16 protein-coding genes and 4 pseudogenes are annotated in these 24,302 nt (G+C 51.8%); 10 read left to right on the forward strand and 10 right to left on the reverse strand.

All coding sequences use genetic code 11. The features are described from left to right. Positions 1-300: 300 nt before the first annotated feature. Together LVJ88_RS00770 and metE are read left to right on the forward strand one after the other, a co-directional pair. Positions 301-984: a 2,3-diphosphoglycerate-dependent phosphoglycerate mutase gene (locus LVJ88_RS00770; protein ID WP_085418898.1), complete on the forward strand. Its 684-nt coding sequence runs from the start codon at positions 301-303 to the stop codon at positions 982-984. 177 nt (positions 985-1,161) lie between these two features. Beyond that, positions 1,162-3,438 carry a 5-methyltetrahydropteroyltriglutamate--homocysteine S-methyltransferase gene (metE, locus tag LVJ88_RS00775; RefSeq protein ID WP_085418897.1) on the forward strand — a complete coding sequence of 759 codons (2,277 nt, stop codon included), beginning with the start codon at positions 1,162-1,164 and terminating at the stop codon, positions 3,436-3,438. 394 nt (positions 3,439-3,832) lie between these two features. Here the strand turns inward: metE and LVJ88_RS00780 are convergent. Continuing rightward, a pseudogene (locus LVJ88_RS00780) lies at positions 3,833-4,044 on the reverse strand (transposase); the annotation flags it as partial. Between the two features lie 80 nt (positions 4,045-4,124). On the opposite strand from LVJ88_RS00780, the pseudogene LVJ88_RS00785 reads away from it, so the two are divergent. Next, a pseudogene (locus LVJ88_RS00785) lies at positions 4,125-4,664 on the forward strand (IS1595 family transposase); the annotation flags it as partial. A 37-nt stretch (positions 4,665-4,701) separates the two neighbouring features. Here LVJ88_RS00785 and LVJ88_RS00790 read toward each other — a convergent pair. The 6 genes from LVJ88_RS00790 to metG form a co-directional block, all read right to left on the reverse strand. Then, a complete protein-coding gene (locus tag LVJ88_RS00790) occupies positions 4,702-5,706 on the reverse strand; it encodes a quinone-dependent dihydroorotate dehydrogenase (protein ID WP_085418896.1) in 1,005 nt (334 codons plus the stop codon). Positions 5,707-5,811: 105 nt separating this feature from the next. Beyond that, a complete protein-coding gene (locus LVJ88_RS00795; protein ID WP_085418895.1) occupies positions 5,812-7,596 on the reverse strand; it encodes a T6SS phospholipase effector Tle1-like catalytic domain-containing protein in 1,785 nt (594 codons plus the stop codon). 3 nt (positions 7,597-7,599) lie between these two features. After that, positions 7,600-8,361 (reverse strand): DUF3304 domain-containing protein, encoded by a 762-nt coding sequence (locus LVJ88_RS00800; RefSeq protein WP_085418894.1) that lies wholly within the window; start codon positions 8,359-8,361, stop codon positions 7,600-7,602. 62 nt (positions 8,362-8,423) lie between these two features. Beyond that, positions 8,424-9,215, reverse strand: a complete 792-nt coding sequence (locus tag LVJ88_RS00805) for a DUF4123 domain-containing protein (RefSeq protein WP_085418893.1) — start codon at positions 9,213-9,215, stop codon at positions 8,424-8,426. A 13-nt stretch (positions 9,216-9,228) separates the two neighbouring features. Then, entirely contained in the window at positions 9,229-11,565 is a 2,337-nt protein-coding gene (locus tag LVJ88_RS00810) for a type VI secretion system Vgr family protein (RefSeq protein ID WP_244694175.1), read from the reverse strand. A gap of 157 nt (positions 11,566-11,722) precedes the next feature. Beyond that, complete coding sequence (metG, locus tag LVJ88_RS00815) at positions 11,723-13,807, reverse strand: methionine--tRNA ligase (protein WP_085418102.1); 2,085 nt, start codon at positions 13,805-13,807, stop codon at positions 11,723-11,725. 698 nt (positions 13,808-14,505) lie between these two features. On the opposite strand from metG, the gene tldD reads away from it, so the two are divergent. The 6 genes and pseudogenes from tldD to LVJ88_RS00845 form a co-directional block, all read left to right on the forward strand. Beyond that, positions 14,506-15,948 carry a metalloprotease TldD gene (tldD, locus tag LVJ88_RS00820; protein WP_085418103.1) on the forward strand — a complete coding sequence of 481 codons (1,443 nt, stop codon included), beginning with the start codon at positions 14,506-14,508 and terminating at the stop codon, positions 15,946-15,948. Positions 15,949-16,112: 164 nt separating this feature from the next. Beyond that, positions 16,113-17,121, forward strand: a pseudogene (locus LVJ88_RS00825) (IS5 family transposase). Between the two features lie 207 nt (positions 17,122-17,328). After that, complete coding sequence (locus LVJ88_RS00830) at positions 17,329-17,682, forward strand: helix-turn-helix domain-containing protein (RefSeq protein WP_085419041.1); 354 nt, start codon at positions 17,329-17,331, stop codon at positions 17,680-17,682. Between the two features lie 106 nt (positions 17,683-17,788). Continuing rightward, complete coding sequence (locus LVJ88_RS00835; protein ID WP_085419040.1) at positions 17,789-18,478, forward strand: IS3 family transposase; 690 nt, start codon at positions 17,789-17,791, stop codon at positions 18,476-18,478. A gap of 145 nt (positions 18,479-18,623) precedes the next feature. Next, complete coding sequence (locus tag LVJ88_RS00840) at positions 18,624-19,601, forward strand: IS30 family transposase (RefSeq protein WP_244694176.1); 978 nt, start codon at positions 18,624-18,626, stop codon at positions 19,599-19,601. A gap of 13 nt (positions 19,602-19,614) precedes the next feature. Further along, positions 19,615-20,277 (forward strand): annotated as a pseudogene (locus tag LVJ88_RS00845) (integrase core domain-containing protein); the annotation flags it as partial. Positions 20,278-20,355: 78 nt separating this feature from the next. On the opposite strand, the gene LVJ88_RS00850 reads toward LVJ88_RS00845, so the two are convergent. Further along, complete coding sequence (locus tag LVJ88_RS00850) at positions 20,356-21,027, reverse strand: response regulator transcription factor (RefSeq protein ID WP_085356663.1); 672 nt, start codon at positions 21,025-21,027, stop codon at positions 20,356-20,358. 270 nt (positions 21,028-21,297) lie between these two features. Continuing rightward, entirely contained in the window at positions 21,298-21,864 is a 567-nt protein-coding gene (locus LVJ88_RS00855) for a PepSY domain-containing protein (protein ID WP_158087933.1), read from the reverse strand. A gap of 338 nt (positions 21,865-22,202) precedes the next feature. Between LVJ88_RS00855 and LVJ88_RS00860 the strand changes: the two genes are divergently transcribed. Beyond that, a complete protein-coding gene (locus LVJ88_RS00860) occupies positions 22,203-23,105 on the forward strand; it encodes an ABC transporter ATP-binding protein (protein ID WP_085418057.1) in 903 nt (300 codons plus the stop codon). Positions 23,106-23,180: 75 nt separating this feature from the next. On the opposite strand, the gene apbC is transcribed toward LVJ88_RS00860, so the two are convergent. Next, positions 23,181-24,260: an iron-sulfur cluster carrier protein ApbC gene (gene apbC / locus LVJ88_RS00865; protein WP_085418056.1), complete on the reverse strand. Its 1,080-nt coding sequence runs from the start codon at positions 24,258-24,260 to the stop codon at positions 23,181-23,183. Positions 24,261-24,302: the final 42 nt, after the last annotated feature.

Raw genomic sequence — 24,302 nt, forward strand, 5'->3', positions numbered from 1 at the left:
CCTGCCCGAACGCATCGCACGACACGGCAGTCAGGGTTTAGGCTCTGCAAACAGTATTGAAAAGCGGCTAACTGCCGTATATTGTGCGTAAAAGTGAATATTTTTACCTTATTGAAGCGAATTTCATTTTTACCATAACATATTTTCATAGCTGTGTCATGGCAAAGCCCCAAGCCTGAAAGCCGTTTTTCAGACGGCCTTACCGCACCTATCCGATAAATACACCGCGCCAACCGGCAACGGCGGGGTCAAAAATATGTTATAAAGGCATTTTCAAACCTACAAACTTGGAGCAACACGATGGAACTCGTATTTATCCGCCACGGGCAAAGCGAATGGAACGCCAAAAACCTGTTCACCGGCTGGCGCGACGTGAAACTGAGCGAGCAGGGTTTGGCAGAAGCCGCCGCCGCCGGGCAAAAACTCAAAGAAAAAGGCTATCAGTTCGACATCGCCTTCACTTCCGCATTAACCCGTGCCATCAAAACCTGCAACATCGTGCTGGAAGAATCCGACCAACTGTGGGTTCCCCAAATCAAAACATGGCGTTTGAACGAACGCCACTACGGCCAACTTCAAGGCTTGGATAAAAAACAAACCGCCGAAAAATACGGCGACGACCAAGTGCACATTTGGCGCCGCAGCTACGACACCCTGCCGCCGCTGCTCGACCCCGCCGATGAGTTTTCCGCCCACAACGACCGCCGCTACGCCCACCTGCCCGACGATGTGGTGCCCGACGGCGAAAACCTGAAAGTTACCCTCCAACGCGTGCTGCCTTTCTGGCACGACCAAATCGCCCCCGCCATTTTAAGCGGCAAACGCGTATTGGTAGCCGCCCACGGCAACAGCCTGCGCGCCTTGGTGAAACACATCGAAGGCATTTCCGACGACGACATCATGGGCGTGGAAATCCCCACCGGCCAGCCTTTGGTTTATAAATTGGACGAAAATTTGAAAGTTGTGGATAAATTCTATCTGTAACCCCGCTTTCATCATCAACATGCTTCGAGGCCGTCTGAAAAATATTCAGACGGCCTCTTCACATTAAATCCATTCATACATCCATGCAAATAACTCGTTTGCGCCTTGCCCGAAAAACCTTCAAGATACGACCATCCGAATAAGCATCCGCAATTGATTTAACAACAGGAGTTGAACATGAACACATTTCATCTATCCGGCTACCCGCGCATCGGCGCGAAGCGCGAGCTGAAATTTGCCGTAGAAGCCTTTTGGAAAGGCGCGAAAAGCGAAGCCGAGCTGCAAGAAGTTGCCGCCGAAATCCGCCGTCTGAACTGGGCCACCCAAAAAGCCGCCGGTGCCGATTTGCTGCCCGTAGGCGATTTTTCTTTTTACGACCACGTTTTAGACCTGCTCTGCACTTTGGGCGCGATTCCCAAACGTTTCGGTTTCGACGCGGCCAACCTGAGCCTGCCCGAATACTTCCAACTGGCGCGCGGTAACGCCACCCAGTTTGCGATGGAAATGACCAAGTGGTTCGACACCAACTACCACTACATCGTACCCGAATGGCACACCGACACCGAATTTAAAGTCAACGCCAAAAACCTGATTGCCCAAATCAAAGAAGCCAAAGCACAAGGCCACGACATCAAGCCCACGCTGGTCGGCCCCGTTACCCTGCTGTGGTTGGGCAAAGCCAAAGACGACAATTTCAAACGCATCAGCCTGCTGCCCAAGCTGCTGCCCGCTTACGCACAACTGCTGCGCGAACTGGCCGCCGAAGGCGTAGATTGGATTCAGATCGACGAGCCGATTCTCTCTGCCGACGCCGATGCCAACTGGATCAAAGCCGTTGAAACCGCTTACAAAGAATTTGCCAACACCGGCGTGCGCATCATCATCGGCACCTACTTCGCCTCTGCCGCCGAACACCTCAACCTGCTCAAAGCCCTGCCCGTTCACGGCGTACACATCGACTGCGTGCGCGCACCCGAGCAACTCTCCGTGTTTGCCGACGCATGGCCGGAAAACAAAGTATTGTCGGTCGGCCTGATCGACGGCCGCAACGTATGGCGCGCCAACTTGAGCAAAGTGATCGACACCCTGAAACCCGTTCAAGACAAACTGGGCAACAACCTGTGGATCGCACCGAGCTGCTCGCTGCTGCACAGCCCGCAAGACTTGGCCGTAGAAGAAAAACTCGATGCCGAAATCAAAAACTGGATGGCTTTCGCCGCCCAAAAACTGGTTGAACTGGGCGTAGTGAAACAAGCCTTGGCACACGGCAAAGACAGCGTAAAAGAAGCCATTGCCGCTTCCGATGCAGCCGCTGCCGACCGCGCCACCAACAAAAAAATCCACAACGATGCCGTTAAAGCCCGTGTGGCCAATCTGCCCGAAGGTGCCGACCAACGCAAATCACCGTTTGCCGAGCGCATCAAAGCGCAACAGGCTTGGATGAACCTGCCCGTATTGCCCACCACCACCATCGGCTCGTTCCCGCAAACCACCGAAATCCGCCAAGCGCGCGCCGCCTTCAAAAAAGGCGAACTCTCCGCTGCCGATTACGATGCCGCGATGAAAAAAGAAATCGCCTACTGCGTGGAAGTACAGGAAAAACTGGAACTCGACGTGCCCGTACACGGCGAAGCCGAGCGTAACGACATGGTGGAATACTTCGGCGAACAACTGGCCGGCTACTGCTTCACCCAATTCGGCTGGGTACAAAGCTACGGCTCGCGCTGCGTGAAACCGCCCATCATCTTCGGCGACGTATCGCGCCCCGAACCGATGACCGTTTACTGGTCTGCCTACGCGCAAACCCTGACCAAACGCCCGATGAAAGGCATGCTCACCGGCCCCGTAACCATGTACAAATGGTCGTTCGTGCGCGACGACATTCCGTTGAGCGAAGTGGCCAAACAAATCGCCTTGGCCTTGAACGACGAAGTGTTGGACTTGGAAAAAGCCGGCATCAAAGTGATTCAGATCGACGAACCGGCCATCCGCGAAGCCATGCCGCTGAAAAAAGCCCAATGGGACGAATTTTTGGCTTGGGCGTGCGAAGCCTTCCGCTTGAGCAGCACCGGCGCGGAAGACAGCACCCAAATCCATACCCACATGTGCTATTCCGAGTTTAACGACATCCTGCCCGCCATCGCCTCTATGGATGCCGACGTGATCACCATCGAAACATCACGTTCCGACATGGAATTGCTCACCGCGTTCGGCGACTTCAAATACCCGAACGACATCGGCCCCGGCGTGTACGACATCCACAGCCCGCGCGTACCGACTGCCGCCGAAGTGGAAAAACTGCTGCGCAAAGCCATGGAAGTGGTGCCGGTCGAGCGCTTGTGGGTCAACCCCGACTGCGGCCTGAAAACCCGCGGCTGGAAAGAAACCATCGAGCAGCTGGAAGTGATGATGGAAGTAACCAAAAAACTGCGTGGCGAGTTAGCCGCCAAATAAAGCCAAGTCTGTGAAATAGAGAGCCAAAGGCCGTCTGAAAAATTTTCAGACGGCCTTATTTTTGACTTTTTTCAAAAAACAAATGTAGTTCATCTTCTTCTTTTTAATCATTTACAACACCAACCCAATAAGCTGAGACCTTTGCAAAACCCCACGCCAACAAACAGCCGGAACATTCTTCATCATGTTCCGGCTGTTTTTGCGTAAAAAGTAGACAAATTACCCCTAAATTCCCCTTAAAGTGCCTCATTATGAGGCACTGCCTGCCTATTCAGGCAGCAACAGACACACCTATCCTGAGACCTTTGCAAAACCCTCAAAAATCCTCTAAATTCTCGGAGTTTGATGTGAGTGGGAATTTAGAGGATTTTTGAGGGTTTTGCAAAGGTCTCCGGCTGTGCCATTGGCCGAGCAGGATGGCTTTGAACATGGAGAGCAAAGGATAGGCGGGACGGCCGCCGTTGTCGCGCACGTAGCGGGTTTTGCGGCCGGCGAGGTATTGTTCGATGGGTGTCCAGTCAAGAATACGTCGAGTTTGATGAGTGGGAAGCGGTCAAGATGTTTTTCGATGTGGTGGAGGGCGTCGGTGTGTAAAAAGCTGCTCATGAACAAAATCCTCTAAATTCTCGGAGTTTGATGTGAGTGGGAATTTAGAGGATTTTTGAGGGTTTTGCAAAGGTCTCAGCCTGTACCTGAAACTAAGGCGACGATTGGCTGACGAATGTGAGCGACAGACACCTTTGTGCGGCATAGTGGAATTGAACGAATCCTATTTCGGTGCCAAACGTATCCGCGGCAAACGCGGGCGAGGTGCAGGCGGTAAAACGATTGTTTTCGGTATACTCAAACGAGGTGACAAGATTTATACCGAAATCGTTTCCGATGCTTCAAAAGCAACGTTACAAAAGGTTATCAGAGGACATATCTCTGTTGAGAGCGTCATCCATACTGATGGATGGCGTGGTTATCAGGGGTTGGTTGATATGGGCTTCGCGAAGCATTTCAGAGTGCGTCATAGTGATAATGAATTTGCTCGCGGCGCTCAGCATATCAACGGTATTGAATCCTTTTGGAGCTACGCGAAGCATCGCTTGGTACAGTTTAACGGTGTACCTAAGCATACGTTTTACCTGCATTTAAAAGAAACCGAGTTCCGCTTCAATCACAGGCATGACGATTTGTATAAAGTGCTGCTGGGAATGTTGCGGAAAGATCCTTTAAAATGAATTTTGCTTCCTAAGCCCCTATATAATATATAGTTAATCAACGGCAAGCCTTCAAACACTCCCGCACCAACTCCGGGCCGCGGTAAATCAAGCCGCTGTAAACCTGCACGGCCGCAGCACCCAAACGCATCTTTTCAGCCGCATCACTACCGTTCACAATACCGCCCACACCGATAACCGGCAATCGGCCTTCCAACTCTTTAACCAACTGCACAAGCACACGGTTGCTTTTCTCGCGCACAGGCAAACCGCTCAAGCCACCCTGCTCCCCCGCTTGCGGATGGTTGCCGAGCGAAGATTTATCGATCGTCGTATTGGTCGCAATAATGCCGTCCATCTCCGTTGCCAACGCCACACGGGCGATTTCAGCCACTTGCGCCTCATCCAAATCAGGCGCGATTTTCACCGCCAACGGCACATAACGGCCTTGCGCGGCAGACAACGACAACTGCTTGTCTTTCAGCTTGCCCAACAACGCCGTCAACTCATCCCCGCCTTGCAAATCACGCAGGTTTTTCGTGTTCGGCGAAGAAATGTTTACCGTAATATAACCGGCATATTCATATGCTTTTTCTAAACAAATCAAATAATCAGATGCCGCCTGCTCGATAGGCGTATCGGCATTCTTACCGATATTGATGCCCAAAACACCGTTGTAACGGCTGTTGCGGATATTATTGAGCATCGCATCAATACCGTGATTATTAAACCCCATACGGTTAATAATCGCCTGATGTTCGGGCAGGCGGAACAAACGCGGCTGAGGGTTGCCGCTCTGCGGACGCGGCGTCACCGTACCCACCTCGATAAAACCGAAACCCAAAGCCGCCAACGCATCAATATACGCCCCGTTTTTATCCAAACCCGCCGCCAGCCCCACAGGATTGGGCAAATCCAAACCCATCAAACGGGTCGGGCGGGTATCGCGGTCGATGGTGGGCAATACCCCCAAACGGTAAGCCGAATTCAACGCATTTAACACAAAATGATGTGAAGTTTCAGGATCTGTTTTAAACAACAGCGGACGCACAAAAGAATACATAGAATAAGCCGTTTGTAAGTGATTTCTGATGAAGATATTTTACCTGAACGGTATCGTTTCGGGCAGCTTTGAGAATGTGCCTGCAATCATTCTTAAGGCCGCTAACTAATATACGTGCCGAAGCCGTAAATATCCCCATGCCTCCGGCGATTCAATTCGAAACCATGCCCGGGAATCATGTACATAATCATCAAAGAAAGCAATGGTTTTACTGTCACTTAAAGGTGCACCATTCCATAGATTTTTTAGTACTTTTTCCCATTGTTGGTATTTTTCTCTCATTGCATACTCTGTTCGGGTAGAAGTCATTTCATTTTTTAAAGCAGGTCGCTTCGGTATACGGATAACGGTATTACTCAAACTGTAAGGAGAACGTATTCTGGTTTCCTTGTATTCCTGCAAAAACTTTAACTCATACTTCAATCCTTTTTCAGCATCAACAATATCGTTATAGTCTCTTATCGCCGTTTTATTGTTTTCGTTGTTGATTTTATCCCCTAGCTTAGCAGCCAATTCACCATAACGCGCTTTATGCCATAAAACATAATAAGAATAGTGATAATTGATAATATGTTTTATATTGTTTTGCGTGTTCCAATTCTTGTTATATGTGGCCGTATAATAATGATTAAAAGAAATAATCAATTGCTTACTTACAGCCATTACTTCATTAACCGATTGATTACTTTTCCATTCGGAAGGAAGCAGGAAAGGCACACCTGATAACAATGCCTTACGATACATATCCGCTAAAGGAATTTGTGATAATTTCCCTATATCCCCGTTAGCTTCCGTAGATTTACCTTGTTCGAAAGGCGAATACCCTCCACCCACATCCGAATGCACACCCGGATACGCGATTTCTTCCGTATTCGTTATGCCTTTTGCAGAAGTAAGCGGAAATGAACCACGTATTTCATGTGCCGACACCAAATGAACACATTTCCTTACAGAGGGGGACATAAATTTAGGCAGGGCCCAGTCGTAATGCCCATCGCCACCGCCCGAGCGGGCAAGTCCAACCGAAGCCACCGTATCGAAAATCCCTAAAAAGCTCAATTCAAGTCGGAATCCGATTTTCAAGCCTTGCAACATATAATTTATTCTGCTGGCAAAACTGCGCGCTGCCGCTGCACCGCGTGAGAAACCGAAAATATAGAGCTTGATATTTCGGATATTGGGCTTTCTGGTATTCTGCATCCGGGGCAGGTAGGGATCCAAATGCAGCTGAAATATATTACGTATACTCGATTCACCGCGAAAAACCTGCCCTCCGCAACCCTTAGCTATCTTTTGAATCACGCTCGCAGGCAAACTGCCTTCGCCACAAGTCTCCATAGCAAGGCTTAATACCTGAGCCATCGCCCAGAAAATCCGTTCGGCTCCGTAGGCACCGAAAGCTTCCCCGGCAGTATTCTGGCCGATAAACGGAAATATTTTGCGCGTATTTGCATCCCCCACATCAGGAAATGGCGTACCGACCCCGGGAACATAAATCTTCCGAAAATATTTATGGATATTGGCGGGCATTTTTTCATGATAGCGTTTGGGATAATCCTGAGATGTAACACGGGTTTCATACTCATTGTATTCATTCACATACCGGGTGGCACGGGTTCCGGTGGTTGCGCCCTGCCCGGGAAACACGTCGTATAATCGCGCCACATTGCTGTGCGATTTGCTTTGGGTGTCGAAATATTTGTTATTGTTAGTACCGTCGAAGAATACGCCGATGTGCAGATCGTAAGAGCAATGCACATTGGGGCGGCCTTTGCTGTCGCAGTTTGCGGGTTGGAGGGTGGAGCGGAGTTTTGCTATCTCGGTTAATTCTTTCCGATCTAATTCAAAAGGCTTTGTTCTGCATCTATCGGCAAATTTTATTGTAGCCACAATTTATTCTCCCCACTCAGGATCACGCCAGTCAATATCACACATTTTTTTATTCGTAACAGCCCATTCTTTGATGCAATCATTTTTCCAATCTTGACAATCAGCTTTTGTCCAACTACTAAATTCTGTTATATCTTGTTCTGATAGTGAAAATATTTTGCGGCATTTTATTCTAGTCCACTCTGCAAACTGGTCATTTACATTGTCATAATGCGGCAGATACATATAACAAAACCTCTTATCATTCTTGTCCATACAGGCTTCCAGCGGTTCTTTCTGCTCCCGCCCTTTCCAGCCCGCTTCCCCCGGGTAGCTGCTGCCCACCACAAACTCCGCTTTTTGCTGCGGATAAAACACGACCGTCAAATCCTCGGGCTGCTCATAACGGGGAAGCTCTGCGGTATGGCGGTACACGGTCTTATCCGGCAAATCAGCCGAACCCGCCTGCCACAACACGGTATATTTCAACCCCGGCCGCCACTGTTTCGGCAGGTTGGCGCAGCATTCGCTGCCGCCTCCGTCCAGCGCCATCAGATTGCCGCCGCCCACGGGGTAGTAACCGTCCAAACGCAGTTCGATATGCGGATCGGCTTTGTATTTGGGGTCGGGTTGTCCGGATACATCGTATAGGCTGAAGGTAACACCCCTGTCGGCGTTGTAATTGATGCTGCGCACAGCCACTGCCACCTGATTTTTATCTTCGGCCTGTGAGCATCCGGCAAACAGGGGCAGGGTTAAGAAAAAGGAATAAAAGGCAAACTTCATCTTGCAATCTTTCGTTGATGTAGACTGGGCTGAAATATTTTTCAGACGGCATATATAAAAAGTTAACCTGTTATGTTAAGGGTATCGTTTTGCACCTGTATATGGTTTTCTATTGCGTCTAGGCAATTTTTCATAACAGTATCCAAATAAAATGTAGGAGATGAAACATCCGTTGTAGTTATACGCTCTTGAACTTCTCTCCAAATAAAACTTTGATATTTGTTAACAGTTTTTTCGTCAAAATGCCCGCATATTTTCTGATAAACCGTATAAGGTATCATTCCGTCAAGAAAGGTTTCGTACTGCTTATCTGTCAATTCGAGCATATCTTGCAGCGGTTGTGTTTCTTTTTGCCCGCCACCTTCTAAATACTGCCATTCTCCGGTTATGTCAGGATAAGCCCAAAGGGTAATAGGCTCAAAAAAATGCTTTTTCTGTTTTTCAGACAATGCTGTTTTCATCAGGGGCAAGATGCGGGTGTCTGCAAAACGAAGTATTAAATTCTGGCCGTCTGAAACAGTTTTGCAGATACTGTATTTTCCCAAATGTACTGCTAATGTTTCGATAGGCATGGGGCTGACCAACAGGCTGTATAAGGGCTTGTTGCGCCATGCCGGTTTGATTTTCTGTAAGAAAGCAGTTATGGGCTTCGCTGTGTCCAGATTAATAAGTTGCGGAGAAATGCTTTCATCATTCATTTTTAAAACATTTTTCCATATAGAGACGCAGGGAAAATCATATGGTAAAGCACGTTGGCGCATAGACAGTTGGCTCTGGTCGAGCAAAGCATAAAAATACAATTCCCCGTTATTTTTTTGTAAAGACTGAAATGTGATATTAATTACTTCGTTCATTTCTATCTATTCCTTAAATTAATGCAAAAGGACTGCCACTTTCAGCTGCTAATTTCAAACAGTCTTCACATACAGTTAACGGAAACTCCGGAAGTGGTGGATTGATACTACTCGGCTCCATCACCTGAAACCCCGCACATTTCACCCACACCATCTTCGGGCAGCCCAGTTCGATGTTGCCGTCTTTAATCTTGATGTATGCCCCGCCGCTGGTGAGCAGGATTTCGTCTTTCGCTGCCACGGTTACTTTGCCGGCGCTGCTGGTAATGGTGGCGTCTTTGAGGGCGTTGATCTGCATCTCGTCGTTCTGTGCCTGAATCTCTACCTTGCCCTGATTGGCCTGTAACTTCGCGCCGCTGCTTTGGGCAAACAGGTTGACGCTTCCGACTGCATGGGCGGTAAAGTTGCGGCCGGTGCTGATGTCGGTGTCGCCGCCGCTGATATGGTGGATGTGTTGGCCGGCGGTGTGCAGTTGGCTTTGCGGGGTGGCGGTGGCGATGCCGTTGGGGGCGGATTGGATGATGCCCGAACGTTGCAGCTGTTTGAGGCTGTCGTTCAGACGGCCTGCCTGTTCTTCGGCTTCGGTGGCTTCGTTTTGGGCGGTTTGCGCGGATTTGTTAAGGCTTTTGGCTAGGGAGATTGCCTGTTCGAGCTGGGCGATGGCGGCATCCATATCCAACACCTGTCCCGAAGCCTGACTCTGAGCATCGGCACTGATGAACAAACCCTTGCCCGCCCGCAATGCGCCCCAGCTGTCGGTACGCAACTCGAAGCCTTCGCCGTTGTCGCCACGTTTTTGGCGTTGGCTGTCGACGATATGGCCGAGGTTGAGTTGGGTTTTGCCGTATTCGGTCGCCAGTTTGATATGTTCCTGACCCTGTTTGTCTTCCATCCGCAGTTTGTTGTTCGCCCAGGTGCGGATAACGTTGCGGGTGTTCCAGTCGGCGGGAACGTGGTCGGGGTGGGAACTGTCGTGCATCACACCCGAGATATACGGCCTATCGGGATTGCCCTGTACGAACGACAGCATCACTTCGGTACCTTCGTGTAAGGGGAAGTGTTGGCCGTAGTCGGGGCCGGCATAGGGTTTGGTCAGGCGGATGGGGCGGCTTTCCCCGCCCGGGCTCCATTCGTCGAGGTCGAACGGCAGTTTGACGCGGTAGCGCCCCATATTGTCGATATAGGCGTAGGTGTAGTTGCCGGGGCTGGTGACTCGTGCGGGTAGGCTGCCCTGTATCTTCGGCAGCGGAGTGATGCGTTCGGGGCGGAAGATGCTGTCGGCGGGAATGGCGGTGAAAGTATGGCTGTATGCTTGGTCGCGGCTGCCGCTGTGGGTGAGTGATACCACCAACCAGCCGTTGGGCGCTTCGCTGAAGGCCGGGGCGGTCTGAAACACTTGGCCGGGGCTGAGGGCGGTGATGTTGCCGCTGCCGGATGCGACGATACGGCGGCTGTGGTCGAGCTGTTGCAGTAAGGCCGTCTGAAGTTGGGCTTCTGCGGGGGTCTTTTGATGCAAACCCCAATGGCTGTCGCTGCCGAGTAGAACGCTGCTGTCGCTTTCCGTGTCCTTCGCCGTTACTTCGGACGACAAATCGGTATCGGCATCGCGGTAGTTGTAGTCGCTGACGCGGATGGATTCGAGAATGGGATTGTGTTTCACCTGTAAGGCGAACACCGCTTCCTCGCCGACACTCTCCAACCCGCCGTGGGGGCGGTAGGCATACGGATGACGGTTGTCGCGAAAATAATGGGCGGCATCGTCACCGAATACCGCCACATCGCCATATTGGGCATTCTGCTCGAAGGCGTACCAAATGCCTTCTTCTTCACACAGCCGGTTGATAAAGGCAAAGTCGGATTCCTGATACTGGGTCACATACTCGCGCACACCGTATTCGCGGGAAGTGTTGAAACGGAAATCGACGCCTGAGAAGCCGTGATGTTTCAACAGCGACGAAATGATGTCGGGCACGTTTTGGTTTTGAAACAGCCGCGAAGTGCGGTGGTGCTTCAATGCGGCGATGCGCGGTTCCAATACCATGCGGTAACGGGTTTCGTCAGCCGATACCGACAGCTTCTCGCAGGATGTGATGATGCCGCTCCATTCCTTCAGCGCTTGGGGGGCGATCATCCCTTCGATCAATCCCAACGCATCAGAACTCACCGGAGTTACCGTAAACTTGGCCGCTTGGTTGATATACGATGACAGCGGCAAATCGGCATCGGCAGAAGTGAGTTCGATGTCGAGACGGTAGGCTGTGTTGAGTGCTTCGGTAGCGGTGAAGGAGACGACGGAGAGAGAGGGAGTGAAGCGGGAGAGGGTGAGATGGTAGGATTGGGTTTGGGTCATCGCGGGCGTTCCAAAACTGTATTCAAAGTATCGGGATTGAAGATGTATGTTTTGGAAATATATCAGAATGAATATTTTTGCCCAATATGGGTATGACAAAAGGCCGTCTGAAAGTTTCAGACGGCCTTTTTATGGAATCGGATTTACAGCAAAGGAATTAACCCACCTTATCCCCCGGCTGTGCGCCTGCATCCACGTCCAGCAGCTTCAATTTGCCGTCTGCCGTGGCGGCGGAAAGGATCATGCCTTCGGATACGCCGAATTTGGCCATTTTGCGCGGGGCGAAGTTGGCGACGGCGATGACCATGCGGCCGTTGAGTTCGGCGGGGTTGGGATAGCTGGCGGCGATGCCTGAGAAGATGATGCGTTGTTCAAAGCCGAAGTCGAGGTCGAATTTGAGCAGTTTGGTGCTGCCTTCGACGGCTTCGCAGTTCAGCACTTTGGCGACGCGCATGTCGATTTTCATGAAGTCGTCGAAGCTCGCTTGTTCGGCGACGGGCGCGTATGGGGATTTTTCGGCGGGGGCGGCTTCGGTTGAGGCCGTCTGAATGCTTTGTTTGTTGGCTTCGATTAAATCGTCCACTTGTTTTTGCTCCACTCGTTGCATTAAATGTGAGTATTGGTTGATGGTGTGGCCTTCGGGCAGCACGGTTGCGGCGGCGTCCCAGCGCAGGCCGTCGAGATTGAGGAAGGCGGCGGCGCGCTCGGCTACTTTCGGCAGCACGGGCGCGAGGTAGATGGTGAGGATTTTGAAGGCGTTGATCAGCTCGCTGCATACTTCGTGCAGGCTCGCGTCTTGGCCTTCTTGTTTGGCCAATTCCCACGGTTTGTTGGCATCGACGTATTCGTTTACTGCGTCGGCCAGCGCCATGATTTCCCGCAGGGCTTTGGCGTATTCGCGGTGTTCGAAATCGGCGGCGATGTTGTCGCGCTCGGCGGCGAGTTTTTGTACCAATTCGCTGCCTGAAACGTCTTTCAGACGGCCTTCAAAGCGTTTGGCGATAAAGCCTGCGGCGCGGGCGGCGATGTTGACGTATTTGCCGACCAAATCGCTGTTGACGCGGGCGATGAAGTCGTTCAGGTTCAAGTCGATGTCTTCGATTTTGCTGTTGAGTTTGGCGGCGATGTAGTAGCGCATCCATTCGGGGTTGAGGCCGCCGTCGAGGTAGGATTTGGCGGTGATGAAGGTGCCGCGCGATTTGGACATTTTTTGGCCGTCGACGGTTAAAAAGCCGTGGGCGAACACGCCGGTGGGGGCGCGGTGGCCGCTGAATTTGAGCATGGCGGGCCAAAACAGGGCGTGGAAGTAGAGAATGTCTTTGCCGATGAAGTGATACATCTCGGTTTGGCTGCCGGCTTGGAAATATTCGTCGTAATTCAGGCCGGTGCGGTCGCACAGGTTTTTGAACGAGGCCATGTAGCCGACGGGCGCGTCGAGCCAAACGTAGAAATATTTGCCGGGCGCGCCAGGGATTTCGAAGCCGAAATAAGGTGCGTCGCGGCTGATGTCCCAATCGGAAAGGGTGGTTTCGCCGTTTTCTCCGCCACCCAGCCATTCGTTCATTTTGTTGAGGGCTTCGGCTTGCAGGTGCGGCTGGGTACGGCCGTCTGAAAGCTCAGTGCTGCCTGAAGTCCATTCTTTCAGGTAGTCGGCGCACTCGCCGAGCTTGAAGAAGAAGTGTTCGGATTCTTTCAGCACGGGGGTGGCGCCGGATACGGCGGAATAGGGGTTGATCAGCTCGGTGGGCGAGTAGGTGGTGCCGCACGATTCGCAGTTGTCGCCGTATTGGTCTTTGGCGTGGCATTTGGGGCATTCGCCTTTCACGAAGCGGTCGGGCAGGAACATGTTTTTTTCGGGGTCGAACAGCTGCTCGATCACGCGGCTTTCGATTTTGCCGTTGGCTTTGAGGGCAAGGTAGATTTGTTCGGAAAGCTGTTTGTTTTCAGGCGAATGGGTGCTGTAATAGTTGTCGTAGCCGATGTGGAAGCCGGTAAAGTCGGCCAAATGCTCTTCGCGCACTTTGGCAATCATGTCTTCGGGCTTGATGCCTTGTTTTTGGGCGGCCAGCATCACGGGCGTACCGTGGGTGTCGTCGGCGCAGCAGTAATGGCATTGGTGGCCGCGCAGTTTTTGAAAGCGCACCCAGATGTCGGTTTGGATGTGCTCGACCATGTGGCCTAAGTGGATGCTGCCGTTGGCATACGGCAGGGCGGAGGTAACGAGGATTTTGCGTTGGGTCATGGTTGGTGTTCGATAAACGGAAAACTAAAGTGGTGAATTATAGCGTATAAAACGTATATAGGCCGTCTGAAAGCGTGGGTGGGATGAAAGCGGGGAGCAGGTTTTCAGACGGCCTCAAGAGCAGGAAGTATTTGGAAGCACCAATCTAAAACACCGAACCGCTGCATCAGGGCAGCGGTTCGGTGTTTCGGTTTTGAGTATTTGATGTAAAGGGAACTGTATATCTCGTATATGCGCACTCCGGTAAGAAAGAGGGAATAAAAAGAAACAATCTCTTCAGGTGTTTAATGGACCCGGCATTTAGGATGTCTGCCAAGTGTCTTTATTCTGCACTAAACAATAATAATTATCAATAATAAAAACCAAGAAAATTAATTAACTTTTATAACATAATGAAAATAAAAGAAATTAATTTCAAACTTAGCCTAAAGCAGGTTGCCGTCAAGCACGATATATATCCGGATGTTTCTCAATCCACCCCATAGCCGAAAGCAACAGCCGTATCAAGCCGCCGCCAAATCCCTTATAATTTTGATACAAAACGATACTTGCCGCCCTATGCAGGCCGTCTGAAACCTTTATTTTATATTTAAATATGACTAAGGCAGCCCCATATCAGGCTTCGGCACCAGTTTAGCCGTATTCTTTTTTATCGACCGATGCCGTCTGAAAAGCATCGCACAACCCGATCGAATTATATGTTCCACACTTATCAAACCGTACAACGCGACTTACTCGAAGCCAACCGATTGTCGCCCGAAATCCTGTCTCAAAGCTTGAGCATCATCGGCAACCATCATGTGGATTATGCCGATATTTACTGCCAACGCACCGCGTTTGAAAGCTGGCATCTCGAAGAAGGCATGGTGAAATCGGGCAGCTTTCAAATTGATCAAGGCGTAGGCGTGCGTGCCGTTTCGGGCGACAAAACCGCTTTTGCCTATGCCGACAGCCTCGATGCCGCCTCTATCAACCGCTCCGCCCAAGCCGTGCGTGCCATCGGAGCGGCCGGCCAACACGCATCGGTGCCGGTGGCTGCCGCCCACCACGGCAAAAACGTACACGCAGCCGTTAACCCGATTATCGGTTTGGATTCGGCGGCCAAAGTGGCTTTGCTCAATAAAGTGGAAGCACTCGCCAAAGCCGCCGACCCGCGCATCGTGCAGGTGATGGCAGGTCTGACTTGCGAATACGACATGATTTATCTTGCCCGTTTAGACGGCAGACACGCCGCCGACATCCGCCCGATGGTGCGCCTGAATGTAACCGTGATCGCCAAGCAGGGCGACCGCCGCGAACAAGGCAGCGCAGGCGGCGGCGGGCGTTACAGCTTGGATTATTTCGACGAAAACCGCGTCGGCCAATATGTTCAAGCCGCCGTAAAACAGGCACTGACCAATCTCGAATCCCGCCCCGCCCCCGCAGGCGCCATGACGGTGGTGCTGGGCAACGGCTGGCCGGGCGTGCTGCTACACGAAGCGGTGGGGCACGGCTTGGAAGGCGATTTCAACCGCAAAGAAACCAGCGCATTTGCCGGAAGAATCGGCGAACGCGTGGCGGCCAAAGGGGTAACGGTTGTCGATCAAGGCGATATTGCCGACCGCCGCGGCTCGCTCAACATCGACGACGAAGGCAACGAAACCCGCCGCACCGTGCTGATTGAAGACGGCATTCTCACCGGCTATCTTCAAGACGAAACCAACGCACGCCTGATGGGCGTATCGGTTACCGGCAACGGCCGCCGCGAAAGCTATTCGTCCACACCCATGCCGCGCATGACCAACACTTTTATGGAAAACGGCAGCTATGATCCCGAAGAAATCATTGCTTCTGTCGACAAAGGCATTTATGCGGTGAACTTCGGCGGCGGTCAGGTAGATATTACCAGCGGCAAATTTGTATTCAGCGCATCCGAAGCGTGGTGGGTGGAAAACGGCAAGCTGCAATACCCCGTAAAAGGGGCAACCATTATCGGCAACGGCCCCGAAGTGCTGAAACACGTTTCGATGATCGGCAACGACACCGCGCTCGACACCGGCGTGGGCGTGTGCGGCAAAGAAGGCCAAAGCGTACCTGTTGGCGTCGGCCAGCCGACTCTGCGGATTGATGCGGGATTAACGGTGGGCGGCAGCGAAGTGTAATACGCCGCAACTTCCAACGTTTTACAACCGGCAATCAGGCCGAGACCTTTGCAAAACCTTGCGTCTGCGGCTTTTAGAGTGAAGGCCGAGACCTTTGCAAAACCCTCAAAAATCCTCTAAATTCCCACTTACATCAAACTCCGGGAATTTAGAGAATTTTGTTCATGAGCAGCTTTTTACACACCGACGCCCTCCACCACATCGAAAAACATCTTGACCGCTTCCCACTCATCAAACTCGACCGTATTCTTGACCGGACACCCATCGAACAATACCTCGCCGGCCGCAAAACCCGCTACGTGCGCGACAACGGCGGCCGTCCCGCTTATCCCCTGTTATCTATGTTCAAAGCCGTCCTGCTCGGCCAATGGCACAGCCTCTCCGACCCCGAACTCGAATACAGCCTCATCACCCGCATCGATTTCCAACTCTTCTGCCGCTTCGACGACTTCCGCATTCCCGACCACGGCACCCTTTGCCGTTTCCGCAACCGGCTGGCACAAGACAACACCTTGGCCGAACTACTGGATCTGATTAACCGCCAACTGACTGACAAGGGCTTAAAAGTAGAGAAAGCATCCGCCGCCATCGTTGACGCCACCATTATTCAGACGGCCGGCGGCAAACAGCGTCAGGCCATAGAAGTGGATGACGAAGGCGTTGTCTGTGGCGAAACCACTCCCGGCAAAGACCCGGATGCTGGGTGGATCAAAAAATACGGCCGCTTCCATCCGGGCTACAAACAACACACCCGCACCGATGCGGACGGCTATATCGAGAAACTGCACATCACCCCGGCCAATGCTCATGAGTGCAAACACCTGCTGCCATTACCGGCGGACATCGCAGAAGGCAGCACCGTCTATGCGGATAAAGGCTACGACAGCCGGGAGAACCGACAACATTTGGCAGCGTGCGGCTTGAAAGACGGCATCATGCAAAAAGCACACCGTGGCTGCCCGTTAAGTCAAGAGCAGAAAATCCGCAACGGCCGGCTGGCGAAAGTGCGCTATGTGGTGGAACAAAGCTTTGGTACGTTGCACCGCAAATTCCGCTATGGCCGGGCAGCCTAATTTTGGGTTGGGCAAAGTGAGGGCGCAAAGCCACCTGAAGGCGATGTGTGTGAACCTGTTGAAGGCGGCCAACAGGATAGGTGTGCCTGTTGCTGCCTGAACAGGCAGGCAGTGCCTCATAATGAGGCACTTTAAGGGGACTTTAGGAGTGGTTTGCCTGCTTTTTACGCAAAAACAGCCGGAACATGATGAAGAATGTTCCGGCTGTTTGTTGGCGTGGGGTTTTGCAAAGGTCTCAGGCCGTCTGATATTGAACTGCACTCCAAAAGTTGGACACCCCTCCAACTTAAAAAGGTGCAGTTTTCTTATGTCCAAATATACACCAGACTTCAAATACCGAGCCGTACTCCATTATCACCAAGTGCGCAGCCAACAGCGCACCGCAGAGCACCTCAACGTCTCGCGCACACACCTGCGCCGTTGGATAGCCGCCTATCGGCAAGGCGGCATCGCCGCACTGCAACACCCTCAGGCGCACTCCATGAAAACCAAACGCAAAAACCCGTTTATCGTCGACAAGCCCGACCATGAAAAAACCCAGGCAGAGCTGATTGAAGAACTGCGCTATATGCGTGCGGAGAACGACTACCTAAAGCACATGAAAGCCTTCAACGAAAAGGAAGAGAACGCCGCCAAAGCTGCGAAACCGTTCAAAAATTGAGGGCGAAACACCCGCTGAAATATCTACTGCACAGTGCCGGCATCCCCAAAAGCAGTTCCATTACCATATCGGCAAACCCGACCCCGATGCTGCGGCCAAAACCGCAGTGAGCGAAGTATACCGTCAACACAAAGGCCGCTACGGCCAACGGCGGATTGCCGCCGTATTGTCGTGGAACAAAAAGAAAGTCGGGCGCATTATGGGTTTATTGGGGTTGAAAGCCAAAGTCCGCAACAAAAGAACCTACCGCCCGCAGGCCATAGGGGAAGTTTCGGCAAACATTCTCAATCGCGAATTTAATGCCGTCAAATCGCAAGATAAGTGGTTGACCGATGTGACCGGGTTTAAATGCACAGACGGCAAACTGTACTTATCGCCGATATTGGATGTGTTCAATCGCGAGATTGTGGCCCATTCTTTAAGCCGCAGAGCAAACGGTGACATGGTAACGCAAATGCTGGATAACGCATTCGGCCGTCTGAAAGGGGCAACACCGCTGCCGCATTCCGACCAAGGCGTACTGTATCGCACCGGTGCTTATCGGGCGAAATTGGCTGAGAACGGGATTGTGCAAAGCATGTCGCGCAAAGGCAACTGCCGGGACAATGCGCCGATGGAGAGTTTCTTCGGCACATTGAAAACGGAAAGCTTCTATGAAGAAGGTGGGCTATCGGTGGCAGAGCTGACAACGGTGATCAATGATTACATCCATTACTACAATCATGAACGTATTAGTTTAAACTTAAAAAAGCTGAGCCCTGTGGCCTACAGAACTCAGCTTGAAGAGGCTGTTTGAGAAACATTCTTAACTTGTCCAAGGATTGGGGGACAGTTCACTTTTTTTCAGACGGCAGCGGATTCAAATTTGAAGTGCAACTTTCCACAACAGAAAAAGGCCAGTATGCGGTAGCATACGGCCTTTCCTGCAAGAAAGATTGCATATGAGCTACACACAACTGACCCAAGACGAACGATACCACATCCAATACCTGTCCCGCCACCACAGCATCAGCGAAATCGCCAAACGGCTTAACCGCCATAAAAGCACCATCAGCCGCGAAATCAAACGGCACTGCCCACAAGGGCAGCAATACAGTGCCGAAAAAGCCCAACAGCAAAGCCGGCTTACCAAGCAGCGCAAAAGAAAGCCCTATAAGCTCCATTCGCAGCTGATCCAACACATCGCTACCCTCATCCGCCGCAAACTCAGCCCCGAGCAAGTGTGTGCCTATTTGCACAAACACCACCAAATCACACTCCACCACAGCACCGTCTATAACTATCTGCGCGACGACAAAAGCAACGGCGGCACTTTGTGGCAGCACCTCAGAATATGCAGCAAATCCTACCGTAAACGTTACGGCAGCACATGGAGCAGAGGCAAAGTACCCGACCGCATAGGCATTGAAAACCGACCCGCCATCGTCGACGAAAAATCCCGTATAGGCGACTGGGAAGCCGACACCATCGTCGGCAAAGATCAGAAAAGCGCATTATTGACACCGGTCGAACGGGTTACCCGCTACACCATTATCTGCAAATTGAAGAACTTCAAAGCCCAAGATACGGCCAATGCCGTCATTCGGGCGCTGAGGGCGCATAAAGACAGGGTGCACACCATCACCATGGATAACGGCAAAGAATTCTACCGCCACACCCGAATAGCCAAAGCATTGGCGGCTGAAACCTATTTCTGCCGTCCTTACCGTTCTTGGGAAAAGGCGCTGAATGAAAACACCAACGGACTCATCCGCCAATACTTCCCCAAACAAACGGATTTCCGCAACATTAGTGAGCGGGAAATACGCAGGGTTCAGGATGAGCTGAACCACCGGCCAAGAAAAACACTTGGCTATGAAACGCCAAGTGTTCTATTCTTGAATCTGTTCCAACCACTACTGCCTGAGTGTTGCATTTGAAATTCGAATCTAAGCTCGTCTTAAGCTGCCCGTCCCGCAAAAAAGCACCAATAACCGCTTCAAACAAGCCAAATACGGTATGAAGCGCCCGGCCAAGGCGGAGCGGGAAATTGAAGAGATGTTGAAAAAGCAAGCACGCCGCTACAACAAATCCTATCCCGGAGAAATGGTGCATTTTGATACCAAGCGGCTACCCGGGCTGAAAAACCAAACCGTCGCCGACCCCTTCGAATACTTGTTTGTCGCCATTGACGACTATTCCCGCGAGCTGTATGCGGCCATCCTGCCTGACCGCACCGCTGCCGGTGCGGCTAAGTTTCTGCTGCGTGATGTGATTGACTGTTGCCCGTACACCGTGGAGTGTGCCTATTCGGATAACGGTGTCGGGTACAAGGGAAATGCATCCCACCCGTTCAGTGTGGTCTGCTGCCAAAACAACATTGTGCAAAAGTTTACCCGCATTGCCCGCCCACAGACCAATGGTAAGGCGGAGCGCGTTATCCGTACACTGATGGAGATGTGGCATGACAAGCAAACTTTTGCCGATGCACAACAACGTTGTAGAGATTTGCGTCGGTTTGTGAATTTCTACAATACGGTTAAACCTCACAGCAGCCTGAAAGGTAATACGCCTTTTGAAGTTTTGGAGACCTACTTTACTCAACCTGTTGTGTAAACAACGCGGTTATTTCTTACAGTTAAGGCGTGCGGGCAACAAGCAATATAGAAATATGCCGCAGATGGGGCAAAGGTTTCATGCTGTTTTTTTGGGAACCAGCCAGCCGACGCCGCGGACGTTTTTGATGCTGTCGTGCCCGAGTTTTTTGCGCAGGGCGTGAATCAGGTAATCGACGGCGTTGCTTTCCGGCTCTTCACCCCATGCGTAAACTTTGTCTTCCAGATCGTTGCGGGAAAGAATGGTGCCGGGGTGCTGCATCAGGGCATGAAGAATGGCAAATTCGCGGTTGGAAAGTAGGATGTTTTCGCCGTTGTCGTGGCGGCGGACATAATAGGTGGAGGGGTCAAGGCTGAGTACGCCGTTGTCGAGCATATTGACGGCGCTGCCGCCGCTGCGCCGCAGCACGGCGCGGATGCGGGCAAGCACTTCGGACATATCGAAAGGTTTGATGATGTAGTCGTCGGCACCGTTATCCAAACCGGATAAGCGGGATTGGATGTCGTCGCGGGCGGTAAGGATTAACACAGGCACGGTAAGGCCGCGGGAGCGGATGCCGGCAAGCACTTGCAGGCCGTCTTTTTGCGGCAGACCCAAATCGAGTAAAACGACATCGTAGGGTTGGGCGGTTAAGGTGTCGATGGCGGTTTTGCCGTCTTTCACCCAATCTACGGTATAACGGTTGTCTTTCAGGCTGCCTTCTACGGCGCGCCCGATCATGTTGTCGTCTTCTACCAAGAGTATGCGCATGGATGTCTCCGCTGTGAAGATTAAGGCTGATACCTGTGCAAACTTGCTTTACTGCCTGCGGTGCATTTCTGCTTTGTTGCTCTGCCTGTTGCTCTGCGTTTTGAACTGTATCCGCACCCGGCAGGTTTGTATGTAAAGGTATGAGGCCGTCTGAAAGGTTTCAGGTTTTTTCAGACGGCCCGGATGTTTCGCAAAACAGTGTTTGGCTTGTTTAAACGGTTATTCCGGCCGGGCTGTTTTGCGGAAACTTTGCCTGTGTGCCGTATCGTTTTAATCGTCGTAATCGACAAATGATGCCAATACGTTGCCGTTGTTTGCATCTACGATGACTTTGTAGGGTACGTTGTCGGCAGAGAGAATTTCTACTTTGTAAACGATTTGCCCGCGGTTGCTGTCGCGTTCGGCTTCCAATACGCGGCCGTTGATTTTGCTTTGGGCGATTTCAATGGCGCGCTCCAAAGGCAAGGCGGCTTGGCGCATCGGTTTCCATTCGGTTTCGAGTTTGCTGCCCAATACTTTGCCGTTGGCGGCATCTACATAAACGGTATGTTCGCGTTGGCCGCTGCGTACTTCTACTTCATACACGGGTGCGCCGTATTTGCCTTTCAGGTGAATTTCGGTAGCGCGTCCGCCGGCCTGTTTTTGGGCGATGGAGATGGCTTGTGCGGGAGAAAGGCTGGCAGTTTGTGCGGAGGTGTGGTGTGCGTGTGTAGGCACTTCAACGGTATGGCTGTGCTGGTGTGCAGGTGCGGCGGTTGCGGTAGAAGCAGTACCGCAGGCGCTCAGTGCCAAAACAGCGGTGCCGATGGCGGCCAGTGTGTAAACATTTTTTTTCATATTGGATTCCTCTGATAGGGGTAGGGGATGAATTATGTACATTGTATAGGGTAATGTTTATGTGAAAATTAGGGAACCTTTAAATTGTGTAAAACAGGCCGTCTGAAAAGGTTTCGGCCTGCTGCCGTGAAACCGCATGTGTGTTTGTGGTCATTCCACTTCATTTTTACTGCGGCTTGCTGCTTTGTATTAAAAATGCGTTGATTGACTATATAATCGGGGCTCTGTTGTTTGATACAGCCAATCAACTTAACGATAGGCTGTATTGCCGGTAACTTGGCCTGTGTAGCCGACAACGAACCCCCTGACACATCAGGCCGTCTGAAAAGAAAGAAATTATGCAAACTCAAGCCGCCGTTCATATTCAAAATGCCGTCAAAACCTATTCCAACGGGTTTTGCGCACTCAAAGATGTCAGTTTCCAAGTCGGGCAGGGAGAGTTTTTCGGGCTGCTCGGGCCGAACGGGGCAGGTAAAACCACTTTGATTTCGGCCATGGCGGGTTTGAGCCGTTTAACTTCGGGCAGCATCAGCGTGATGGGGCATGATGTGGTTGCCGACAGCTACGCCGCCCGCATGAGTTTGGGGGTCGTGCCGCAGGAATTGGTGTTCGACCCGTTTTTTACCGTGCTGGAAGCGTTGAAATTCCAGTCGGGCTATTTCGGCATTAAAAACAATGGCGACTGGATAGACGAAATCATCCGCAATCTCGGTTTGGCAGACAAGGCATATACCAATACCCGCAACCTTTCGGGCGGCATGAAACGGCGGGTGATGGTGGCTCAGGCGTTGGTACACCGCCCGCCCGTGATTGTGTTGGACGAGCCTACGGCGGGTGTCGATGTGGAACTGCGCCAAAGTTTGTGGATGTTTATTTCCGGTCTCAACCGCGAAGGGCATACGGTGATTCTGACCACCCATTATTTGGAAGAGGCGCAAAGCCTGTGCGACCGCATCGCCATGATGAAGCAAGGCAAGCTGATTGCGTTGGATAAAACCGAAAACCTGTTGCAAAGCGAGCAGGGCGTGCGGGCGGAAATGCTGTTGGGTGAGGGAACGCTGCCCGATAATCTGCGCCAATGGCTGGTGTCGGAAGACAACGGGCAGGTTTTGTTCAAACTCGACGATTACGACCAGCTGGCGTTTGTACTGCAAACCTTGAAATACGCGGGCGTGGAAGTGAAGCACATGTCGCTGCCGGAAACAGATTTGGAAGATGTATTTGTGCAGATGATGAAGTGATGAAATACCGGATTTTATATAAAAAACAGGCGGCACATTTGGCCGCCTGTTTTTTTATGCGCGGGGCGTTGCAGATTACTCCACCACGATTTTCGGAAAACGGCTGCTGAAGTCTTTTCCTTTGTCGGCAACCGCCAAAGCAATCTGCCACGCCGCTTGGGTGTAAATTTCGGCTACGGCGGGGTTGGCAGCCTGCATTTTTTCCGCCGTGCCGCCGTCCATGGCTTCGCGTACGGGCAGGCTCAGGGGCAGTTGGCCGAGCAGCGGTACACCGAGTTTTTCGGCCAGATGTTTGCCGCCGTCGCTGCCGAAAATGGCTTCGGCGTGGCCGCAGTTCGAGCAGATGTGTACCGACATGTTTTCCAATACGCCGAAAATCGGAATGTTCACTTTTTGGAACATATCTACCGCTTTGCGGGCGTCAATCAACGCAATATCCTGCGGTGTGGTAACGACTACCGAGCCGGTAACGGGGATTTTCTGCGACAGGGTTAACTGGATATCGCCTGTGCCGGGAGGCAAGTCGATAAAAAGATAGTCCACATCGTTCCATTCGCTTTGAAACAGCAGTTGCTGCAAGGCTTGGCTCAACATCGGGCCGCGCCACACTACGGCTTGGTCGGTGTCCACCAAAAAGCCGATAGACATCACTTGTATGCCGCTTGCGGATACAACGGGAACGAGTTTTTTATTTTGCTGGTCGGGTTTGCGGTCGGCCACGCCGAGCATGGTCGGTTGGCTGGGGCCGTAGAGGTCGGCATCCAGCACCCCTACTCGGGCGCCCATATTGGCCATGGCAACGGCAAGGTTGGCCGCAGTGGTGGATTTGCCTACGCCGCCTTTGCCCGATGCAATGGCGATGATGTTCTTTACGCCTTTGATGGTGGTTACGCCGGGTTGGACTTTATGCGTTCCTACGGCTACATCGATGTTTACATGTATCGGCAGGTTGCCGCCGGCTGCCGTTAGGGCCGTCTGAATATTTTCGGTTAAAGCGTGTTTGATATGGTTGGCGGGGTAGCCGAACTGCAAACCGATATGGAGGCCGTCTGAACGCTCTTGTATGGATTTAACCGCTTTTTCGCCGCCCAATGTGCGGTTGCTTTGCGGAATGGGCACCGCATCGAGTGCGGTGTGTATGGCTGAATGATTCATGATGTTCTCTGTGTGGGTGTGTGGCGGTTATTTTAGCAGAAC

This window comes from Neisseria dumasiana, assembly GCF_022870885.1.
Classification (GTDB): domain Bacteria; phylum Pseudomonadota; class Gammaproteobacteria; order Burkholderiales; family Neisseriaceae; genus Neisseria; species Neisseria dumasiana.